The 1,361-nt window shown below is 61.9% G+C and carries 2 protein-coding genes and 1 pseudogene; all 3 read right to left on the reverse strand.

What is annotated here, in order from left to right; genetic code table 11:
* Positions 1-275, reverse strand: a 275-nt coding sequence (locus BN2475_RS28710; protein ID WP_143325946.1) for an ATP-binding cassette domain-containing protein, incomplete at its 3' end; no start/stop codon positions are given.
* A gap of 17 nt (positions 276-292) precedes the next feature.
* Entirely contained in the window at positions 293-1,105 is an 813-nt protein-coding gene (locus tag BN2475_RS28715; protein ID WP_094782822.1) for an ABC transporter ATP-binding protein, read from the reverse strand.
* A gap of 19 nt (positions 1,106-1,124) precedes the next feature.
* Positions 1,125-1,361 (reverse strand): annotated as a pseudogene (locus BN2475_RS35885) (ABC transporter ATP-binding protein); the annotation flags it as partial.

Genomic DNA, 1,361 nt, shown 5'->3' on the forward strand with positions numbered 1-1,361 from the left:
GACATGCGCGCGAAGATGCCACGCCCTTCCGGCACCATCGCCAGACCGCGCTTGAGCAGCTCGTGCGCCGGGATGCCCTTGATCGACTGGCCCATGTACTCGATGTCGCCCGCCGAGTACGGTTTCAGACCCGTGATCGCCTTCATCGTCGTGGTCTTGCCTGCGCCGTTCGCGCCGATCAGCGTGACCAGTTCGCCCTGCCCGACTTCCAGGTCGATGCCCTTGACGGCCTGGATGCCGCCGTAATTGACCTGCAGGCCCTTGATTTTCAACATTGCTTGCGTCGTGGACATCAGTGGACTCCCGCACCCAGATAAGCTTCGATCACCTTCGCATCCTTCTGCACGTCCTGCGGCAGACCTTGGGCGATCACCTTGCCGTAGTCGAGCACCGTCATCTGGTTGCACAGACCCATCACCAGTTTCACGTCGTGCTCGATCAGCAGGATCGTCTTGCCGTCCGCGCGGATCTTGTCGAGCAGCTTGGTCAGCTCGACCTTTTCCGTCGCGTTCATGCCGGCGGCCGGTTCGTCGAGTGCGAGCAGCTTCGGATCCGTTGCCAACGCACGGGCGATCTCCAGACGACGCTGGTGACCATACGACAGATTGCGCGACGTGTAGTCCGCGTACTGCACGATGCCGACATACTCCAGCAGTTCGATCGCGCGCTCCTTGATCTCGCGCTCCTCCTTGCGTTCGGGCGGCGTCTGGAACACCGCGCCGAGCAGGCCGTGCTTGGTGCGCACATGCCGGCCGACCATCACGTTTTCGAGCGCGGTCATGCCGCCAAACAGGCGAATGTTCTGGAACGTACGGGCGATGCCCGCCTTCGCCACCTGATAGACGGCCGTCGGCGTGTACTCCATACCGTCGAGCTTGAATTCGCCTGAATCCGGTGTGTACAGACCGGTGATCACGTTGAAGAAGGTCGTCTTGCCGGCGCCGTTCGGGCCGATCAGACCGTAGATCTCGCCCGCGCGGATTTGCAGGCCAACCTCGGACAGTGCCTGCAGGCCGCCGAAGCGCTTGTTGACGCCTTTCACCGACAGGCGGATCTGATTGCTACCCGCGCCGTTGCCCATGGTGTTGCTTACGTTGTCGCTCATGTCTTTTTCTCCCATGGACTCAGGCACGCACCGGCTTCTTGCCGCTGCGCTTCGCCAGTTTCGCAATCTTGTCCTCGTGCTTCGGCGACGGCCACAGGCCTTCCGAGCGGTACAGCATGATCACGACCATCGCGAGACCGTACAGCAACTGACGGATCACCTCGGTATCGACGATTTCATGCCCGAAGATCATGTTCTGCAGCGGACCCATCGTCGAGCGCAGGAATTCCGGGAACACCGCGAGCAGCACCGCGCC

Source organism: Paraburkholderia ribeironis (assembly GCF_900019265.1).
GTDB lineage: Bacteria > Pseudomonadota > Gammaproteobacteria > Burkholderiales > Burkholderiaceae > Paraburkholderia > Paraburkholderia ribeironis.